The sequence below is a fragment of the Microbacterium sp. Soil_C_42 genome (assembly GCF_057656735.1).
In genome coordinates this window covers 23,748-31,665 of the sequence record NZ_JBDGJU010000026.1, presented here as the reverse complement: position 1 = coordinate 31,665, position 7,918 = coordinate 23,748, and the positions used below count along the sequence as shown (strand labels likewise).

7 protein-coding genes are annotated in these 7,918 nt (G+C 71.4%); 1 reads left to right on the top strand and 6 read right to left on the bottom strand.

Features of this window, described 5'->3' with window-relative positions; translation table 11 throughout:
- Window positions 1-58: 58 nt before the first annotated feature.
- Together AC3A46_RS14335 and AC3A46_RS14330 are read right to left on the bottom strand one after the other, a co-directional pair.
- Window positions 59-793 (bottom strand): Pr6Pr family membrane protein, encoded by a 735-nt coding sequence (locus AC3A46_RS14335; RefSeq protein WP_487665796.1) that lies wholly within the window; start codon window positions 791-793, stop codon window positions 59-61.
- Between the two features lie 253 nt (window positions 794-1,046).
- Window positions 1,047-1,802 carry a Pr6Pr family membrane protein gene (locus AC3A46_RS14330; RefSeq protein WP_487665795.1) on the bottom strand — a complete coding sequence of 252 codons (756 nt, stop codon included), beginning with the start codon at window positions 1,800-1,802 and terminating at the stop codon, window positions 1,047-1,049.
- A gap of 141 nt (window positions 1,803-1,943) precedes the next feature.
- On the opposite strand from AC3A46_RS14330, the gene AC3A46_RS14325 reads away from it, so the two are divergent.
- Window positions 1,944-3,266: a M20/M25/M40 family metallo-hydrolase gene (locus AC3A46_RS14325; protein WP_487665794.1), complete on the top strand. Its 1,323-nt coding sequence runs from the start codon at window positions 1,944-1,946 to the stop codon at window positions 3,264-3,266.
- A gap of 15 nt (window positions 3,267-3,281) precedes the next feature.
- Here AC3A46_RS14325 and AC3A46_RS14320 read toward each other — a convergent pair whose 3' ends face one another.
- The 4 genes from AC3A46_RS14320 to AC3A46_RS14305 all read right to left on the bottom strand — a co-directional run bounded on the left by AC3A46_RS14320 (window position 3,282) and on the right by AC3A46_RS14305 (window position 7,821).
- The gene (locus tag AC3A46_RS14320; protein ID WP_487665793.1) at window positions 3,282-3,674 is read right to left on the bottom strand and encodes a rhodanese-like domain-containing protein; all 393 of its coding nucleotides are present in this window, start codon (window positions 3,672-3,674) and stop codon (window positions 3,282-3,284) included.
- Between the two features lie 429 nt (window positions 3,675-4,103).
- Window positions 4,104-5,375: an HNH endonuclease signature motif containing protein gene (locus AC3A46_RS14315; protein ID WP_487665792.1), complete on the bottom strand. Its 1,272-nt coding sequence runs from the start codon at window positions 5,373-5,375 to the stop codon at window positions 4,104-4,106.
- Between the two features lie 80 nt (window positions 5,376-5,455).
- Window positions 5,456-6,769, bottom strand: a complete 1,314-nt coding sequence (locus tag AC3A46_RS14310; protein ID WP_487665791.1) for an LLM class flavin-dependent oxidoreductase — start codon at window positions 6,767-6,769, stop codon at window positions 5,456-5,458.
- Window positions 6,766-7,821 carry an LLM class flavin-dependent oxidoreductase gene (locus AC3A46_RS14305; protein ID WP_487665790.1) on the bottom strand — a complete coding sequence of 352 codons (1,056 nt, stop codon included), beginning with the start codon at window positions 7,819-7,821 and terminating at the stop codon, window positions 6,766-6,768. The genes AC3A46_RS14310 and AC3A46_RS14305 overlap by 4 nt, the downstream gene beginning before the upstream one ends.
- Window positions 7,822-7,918 lie beyond the last annotated feature (97 nt).

Below are 7,918 nucleotides of genomic sequence, written 5' to 3'. Positions count from 1 at the left end.
GACAGCGACAGCGACAGGGGGTGGGACCGGGCATCCGGTCCCACCCCCTCGCCGACGCTCAGATCGCCAGCGTGTGGCGCGCGGCCGGTGCGCCGTGGCGTGTGGACCGCTTCTCGCGGTACCGGCCGATGAGGATGATGATCGAGCCGATCGCGAGGAAGCCGGCCAGGATCACGCCGATGTAGGTGAACGCCGACGAGTAGCCGCCCGCGCCGTGCGGGTCCAGGAACGGGTACGGGTACCACCACGGTGTGGTGCCGTCGGGGTTCGCGACGCGCTCGCCGCGGACCATCGTGTACGTCGTCCATGCCAGCGGGTAGCCGACGAGCACCGCGAGCGACCACCACGGCAGCGCCCGCCGGCGCGGGGCCAGCAGCAGGTCCAGCGCGAAGTAGATCGGCAGGACCACGTGCAGCACCTCGGCCGCGTACTTGTCGAGCATCGCGATCCCGGCGGAGTCGCCGAGTGCGATAGCCGACGGCAGTCCGCGCAGCAGCGCGTTGTAGACCAGCCCGAGCAGCAGCACGGGTCCGGTGACCGCCGCCAGGGCCAGCGCGATGCCGAACGGCTCGCGCACGGAGCCCGGGTGCCGCATCGCCCATGATGCGGCCACGAACAGTGTGATGACGCTGAGCAGCGTCGACACGATCGTGAACAGGCTGAAGTAGTTCGCCAGCACGTCGCCGAGGCCCTGCCCCTGGCGCGCTGCGCGGTCTACGTTGACGATGAATCCAGCGACGACTCCGGAGATCCCAGTGAGTGCCGCGGCGATTCGAAACCATGCCCAGTGCATGTCCTACCCCTTTCGACATCACGCGCTTTGCGTGTCGTTCTGCCCCGTGGACAGATGTACTCCCGTCGATACGGGGGTGTGTCAAACCTTTGTGTCGGCAGCGTGTGGAAAACGCGCGCCCGGTACCTGGTGTTGTCAGGAAGCTACAACGTGTCCACCGTTTGGTGGACAACGTCGACAAAAGCCGCGGAAATCCGGGCGTGTCCACCATTCGGGGGACACGTTTTCACCGTTATGACCAGCTGGTCGCGCGTCAGTGCGGCAGTGCGGAGGAGGGGACGGATGCCGCTGCCCCGGCGTCATCCGCTGCGCCGGCCGCCGCACCGCGGCGGCGTCCCCACCACACGACGAGGGCCCCCGCGGCGACGATCGCGACCGCGATCCCGATGACATAGAGCACCACCGACGGCCAACCGCCAGGGTTGTTCGGGTTGAGGAACGGGTACGGGTACCAGAACGGGTCACCGCTGACCGGGTTCGTGATGAGGGGTCCGCGGATCATCGTGTAGATCACCCACACGATCGGGAACGCGACCACGCTCCAGAGGCTCCGCCAGCCGAGGGCCCGGCGGAGCGGTCCGAGGAACACGTCGAGGAGCAGGAAGATCGGGGCGATGAGATGCAGCACCTCGTTGGACCACGGGATCGGGGCGCTGCCCTGCGGCAGCTCGATGCCCCGCAGCAGGGTGTTGTAGACGATGCCCGTGATGATCATGTAAGTGCTGACGCACGCCAGCGCCACAGCGAGACCGCGAGGCTCAGCATCCGCTCGGCGTCCTCGGGTGAGGTACCACAGCGCCGCCCATGCGAGCACGACGGCCGCGGCGGCGTTCGAGAGGATTGTGAAGAAGCTGAAGAAGTTCGCGATCGTCGTGGTGACGTCGCGGCCGAGCTCGATGGCGGTGCCGATCGACTTCGCCAGCTGCGCCGCGATCGCGGCGGCGATCAACGCCGCCATCGCGAGTCGCAGCACCGTCCACACCGTCGCCCATCCCCGCGTGCGCGTCATGCGCTCACCATATCGAGTGGGGAGTATCGCGGCGCGTCGCGGTGTGACTCCGCGTGGCACGCGCCGGCGCGAGGGGGCACGAGTCGGGCTAGCCTCGGCCGCGGCGGAGGGACCGCCGTGCCCGAACCGAGGAGGACCACCGTGCCGACGCTGCTGGAGGACGAGGCGCTGCAGTTCGTGCGGGACCTGATCCGCATCGAGACCGTGAACACCGGCGTCGCCGCGACGATCGGCGACGGCGAGACCCGCGCGGCGCGGTGGGTGCAGGAGCGCCTGGCGGAGGTCGGCATCGCGTCGGAGCTCGTCGAGTCGCGCCCCGGGCGCGGGTCTCTCATCGCGCGCCTTCCGGGGAGCGATCCGGATGCCGGCGCCCTGCTCGTGCACGCGCACCTCGACGTCGTGCCCGTCGAGGAGAAGGACTGGACGCACCCGCCGTTCGGCGCCGACATCGACGACGGCTACCTCTACGGCCGCGGTGCCGTGGACATGAAGAACTACGCGGGGACGATCCTCGCGGTCGCGCGGCACTTCGCCCGCGAGGGGATCGTGCCGCGGCGCGACCTGGTGTTCGCGTTCCTCGCCGACGAGGAGAGCGGCGGGGTGTGGGGCGCCGGATGGCTGGTCGAGAACCGGCCCGACCTGTTCGCGGGCGTCACCGAGGCGCTCAGCGAGGTCGGCGGCTTCTCGGTGCCGCTGGCCGACGAGCCCGGCGACGACCGCCGCGCGTACCTCGTCGCCACGAGCGAGAAGGGTGTCGCCTGGTCGACGCTGCGCGCCCGCGGCCACGCGGCGCACGGCTCGCGGCCCACCGACGACAACGCGGTCGTGCGGCTCGCGCAGGCCGTCGCGGCCGTCGGGGCCCACCGGTTCCCGGTCGTGCGCACGCCCGCGCTGCAGCGCTTCCTCGATGTGTTCGGTGCGGCGCGCGGCCTGGCCTTCACCGATGAGTCGCTCGCCGACGACCTCGAGAGCCTCGGGTTCGTCTCATCGCTCGTCGGTGCGACGACACGCAACACCGCGACCCCGACCGTGCTCGACGCCGGCGACAAGACGAACATCATCCCGGCAGAGGCCGCGGCGCGGCTCGACATCCGCATCCTCCCCGGTCAGGACGACGCGCTGCGCGAGGGCCTGCGCGAGCTCGTCGGCGACGACATCGACATCCGTGAGGGGCGCTGGTGGTCGGCGACCGAGGCTCCGGTCGATGCGCCGATCATCGAGGTCCTCCAGGACGCGATCTCGGTCGACGACCCCGACGGCGTGGTCGTGCCGTACCTGCTGCCGGCCAGCACCGACAACAAGCACTTCGCGAGGCTCGGCATCCACGGCTACGGTTTCGTCCCGCTGCGCGTGCCCCGCGACTTCGATGTGTTCGCGCAGTTCCACGCCGCCGACGAGCGGATCCCCGTCGACGCGCTCCACTTCTCGGCGCGGGTGACCGAGCGGATCCTGCGGACCGCCTGACGGACTGACGGGGGGTCACTCCGGCGCGGGCGCCTCTCGGGTGGGTGCGCCCGATTCCTTCCACGCCGGGAAGCCGCCGTCGACGTGGGCGACGTTGGTGAAGCCCTTCGCGCGGAGCTGTTCGGCGACGGGACCGGAGCCGCGGATCGAGCCGCACACGATGACGATGTCCTGGTCCCAGTCGGTGATCTCGGCGAACTTCTCGGGCGAGTCGATGAGGAACTGCGCGTCGAGGTTGTCGCGATCGCCGCGGATGGATCCGGGGATCACGCCGTCGCGCTCGCGGCCGGCGTCGCTGCGCACGTCGATGACGAGGGCGCCCGCGGCGGCGCGCCCGGCGGCCTCTTCGGCGGTGATGAGCGGCGCGTCGAAGGTGGGCTCGGCCGCGGTGTCGGCGGTGTCGGTCATGGCGGGGTGATCCTTTCGGACGGACGGACGGGCGGATGCCGCTCCTCCGCGCCACGCTATGGCCGGCGCGCGCGGCTCCAGGCATGCGTCCGTCACACGGCGCCATGATCCGTCACGCGCCGTCGCGAGCGGCCCGGGGCTCTGTGACGCCGCGCGACCTCGCGTGGCCTTGCGCGCCCTCGCGTGGCCTCGTACGACAACGCGTCGCCGGGTCCGCGCCCGCCGGGCGGTGCTGCCCGAGGCGCGTCGCCGGGGGACCGGCGAGGCCCTCATGACCGAGGCGATCGCCCGCGCACGGGCGTCGGGGCTCCGCCCTCGTGCTCGACACCGGTCCGCCCGTCACCCCGGTGCGGGCATCAGCGTCTCGAGGTCGCGGTGGTGGTCGACGCGAACGCGCCGGCCCCGGCCCGCATACGCGTGGTGCCATGGTCAGAACGGCGCGTCGCCGTGGTCCGTCGAGCGGAACACCGGCACGGCGCGTTCCGGCTTGACGAGGTACCGGCGACCGGAGGGGGAGGTCCACAGGATCGCACCGCCCGAACCCGCGACCTGTTCGATCGTCCAGTCGGTGTGGTGTCGCACGGTGTGGTGCCCTTCGCAGAGCGGCCCGAGATTCGTCAGCTCGGTGCGTCCGCCGAGCGCCCAATCGACGTTGTGATCGATGTCGCACCGGGAGGCCGGCATCCCGCAGCCGGGTCCCATGCACCGATCCGCGCGCCACTTGACCAGCTTCTGAAGCGCCGGCGGGGGCCGGTACTGATCGCGACCGACGGAGAGCACCATGCCCGTCTCGGGGTGGGTGAGCACCCGCGTCCAGCCGGGCGCGCCGCCCGCCAGTTGCCGCGCCAGGGGCAAGGGGAGAGGCCCGATGCCCTCGACGACCGGTGGGTCGATCGCGGCGGCTGCGCGGGACGCGTCGGACTCGTGGAGGAGAGCGAGCACCGGGACCGTGACGAAAACCGTCGCCCGCACACCGCGGGCCTGCTCGGGATGAGCCTCGACAGCACCGTCGATGAGGAGGTCGAGCACGACATCGGCGCGTGCCTGGTCGAGGGTGCGCGTGTCGCCGTCGGCCGCCTTGACGACCTTGGCCATCGCGGTGGCCCGTGACTGTACGGCGGTGATCGCGACCATGGGGGCGTACAGATGCAGCCAACCCATCCCGTCGTCGTCGGGCTCGACCGCGATGCGCCGCTTCGTGACGGCCCGCTCGTATCGCTCGGTCAGCGTCGCCGAACGCACGGCGTCGATGAGAGCGCGCAGCTTGCGCCGGAACGTGCCCACCGGCTCCGCCTCGGCCAGCGCGAGGCCCGGCTCGAGCACCTGCGCGCGGAACTCCGGTTCGAGTTCGTTCACCGCGGAGACCAGGATCTCGGCGTGCCGCTCCGTGATGCGCGCGCGCTCCATCGAGGCCAGCACCGCCGGGTAGGTGTGCACCATCGCCTCTGCGAGGGCGAGCAGGTCACCGGCGGCGTGCTCGGTGATGCGCAGCGCGGCCGCGAGTTCGAGCCGAACTCCCCGCTCCACCACGTCGGTCAGAACCCTGCCGTTGCGGGTCGCCTCGCGAAGTGCCTCACGCCGCATCACGTCGATGCGCACCAGCCGCTGCGCGGCGAGCACCGTCATCATGTCGGCCGCCTCGAGGACGAGATCGAGCTCATCCGGAAGCACCAGGTGGGGGAGCTCCGGGTCAATGAACATGCTCCGACCATAGAACATATCTCCGACACTGCGACCCCGACCCCTGCGAGCACGTCGGCTGAGCCGGCTCCCGCAGATCGTCAGGCTGCGAGCTCCGCCTGCTCGCCCACGTCCGGCAGGCCGAGGTTCTCCCGCAGCGTCGTGCCCACGTACTCGGGCGGGTAGATCCCGCGCTCCTGCAGCTCGGGGATGAGGCCGTCGACGATGTCGTCGAGCCCTTCCGGCACGAGGTACGGCGAGACATTGAACCCGTCGACAGCGCCCGCGTCGACGTACTGCCCGATCCGATCAGCGATCGTGGAATACCCGCCGACGAAGGTGCGCAGCGACGACCGCTTGATGACGAACTCGCGGATCGAGAGGCCCTCGGCGGCCGCGCTCTCGCGCCACTCGCGCGCCGTCTCGACCGCGCGGCGGCCCTGGAACAGCGACCCGCGCTGCCCGTCCACCTCGTCGACGACGGGGTCGATGTCGGGCAGGGGTCCGTCGGCGTCGAACTCGGAGAGGTCGCGGCCCCAGATCGGCTCGAGGAAGCGGATCGCCGTCTGCGGCGACACCTGCGCACGCGTGACCCACTCGGCCTTCTCGCGGGCCTCGGCGTCGGTCGCCGCCAGGATGAACTGCGCACCCGGGAAGAACTTGAGGTCCTCCTCACCTCGCCCGTGGCGCGGGAGCCGGCGGCGCACGTCGGCGGCGAACGCCACGGCGTCCTCCAGACCCGGATGCCCCGAGAAGATGACGTCCGCACTCGCCGCGGCGAACTCGCGGCCCTCGTCGGAGTCGCCGGCCTGGAACAGCACCGGTCGCCGCTGCGCGCTCGGCGGCAGCGGCGCAGGACCCTCGAACGACACCAGCTGATCGGCCACCGACACGGGCGTGCCGACGCCGTCCGCTCCGGCATCCCACAGCCGATGCGCGGCCGACACGAACTGCGCCGCCCGGCGATAGCGGTCGGCATGCTCCAGATAGCCGCCGCGACGGAAGTTCGCGCCGGTCCAGGCATTGTCGGTCGTGACGATGTTCCATCCGGCACGACCTTCGCTCAAGAGATCGAGCGAGTTGAGGCGCTTCGCCAGGTCGTACGGGTCGTTGTACGTCGTGTTCTGCGTCGCGACGAGGCCGATGCGCTCGGTGACGGCGGCGAGGGCCGCCAGCTGCGTCTGCGCGTCGGGGCGGCCGGCGATGTCGAGGTCGTGGATGCGCCCGAAGTGCTCGCGCAGCCGCAGGCCCTCGCCGAGGAAGAACGCCGAGAAGAGCCCGCGCTCGGCGGTCTCTGCGATGCGGCGGAACGACTCGAAGTCGTACTGCGACCCGCTGCGGTCGCTCGACCAGATGGTGCCGAAGTTGACCCCCTGGAAGAAGACACCGAACTGGATGCGACGGGACGTGGTCATGCGAACTCCTTCACGGCGGCATAGCGGTTGACAGGCCTGTCGAGTCCGAGCGCGTCGCGCAAGGTCTCCCCGGCGCGCGGCGAACGGAAGCCGATCCGCTCCCGCAGCGCCGGCAGCACCGCGCGACCGACCTCTTCGAGATCGTCATCGAGTTCCGCGATGTGCAGGCGTACACCATCCACGGATGCTGCGAGCTCCGCGATGAGCGCGACCAGACCGCCCGCCTCGCCGGCGTAGCGCAGGCGTCCGACCTCCGGCCAGGGCCCCAGCACGGACAGCCGCCGCGCGGCGGACACGCCGCGCGCGCCGAGCACCACCTCGACCTCGGCCCAGACGAGGTTCGCGCCCGCCGCACGTGCGCGGGCGGCGGCATCCGTGATCTCCGCTGCATCAACACCCGTGACCACAGCGACATCCGCACCCGCGGTGCCCGCGGGCGCCACCACCACGAGCTGCCCCTGCGGCGGCCGTGGCGTGATGAGCGGGCCCTTCACCGAGAAGCTCTCGCCCTCGAAGTCGACGTAGTGCAGCCTGTCGGCGTCGAGATACCGGCCGGTCGCGACGTCCAGGATGACGGCGTCGTCCTCCCACGAGTCCCAGAGCCGGCGGGCGACTTCGATGACGTCCGCGCGCTCGCGGTCGAGCTCGGCGTCGGTCAACGCCTCGCGTCCGTACGCGGCGGCTTCGCGCGCGGACCCGGAGGCCGCGGCGATCCAGCCCGCGCGTCCGTTCGAGGTCCAATCGAGGCTCGCGAGCTGCGTGGCCACGTGGAACGGCTCGCTGTAGGCGACGTGCGCGACCGGCACGAGCCCGATGGCGGAGGTGAGCGGCGCGACGAACGCCGCGCGCTGCACGGCGTCCAGACGCGCGACCGCATCCCCCACCGGCAGCGGCGAGTCGTCGAACGTGACCGCGGTGAAGCCGAGTCGCTCGGCGCTCGCGACGCGCGAGGCGAGAAGGCGGGGCGACAGCGCAGCGGAGGCGGAGGATGCCGCGGGGTGGGCGCCGTGGGCGTCCAGCTCCAGGGCGACAGCGAACGGGGTGTCGGACATGCGAGCCACGGTAGGTCTCCGCGCCCGTACCGACCCCTCCTGCGTCGCCGGGTTCCGGAGTGTGACGCCGCGTTGCGGACCGTCACGATCCGTGTCG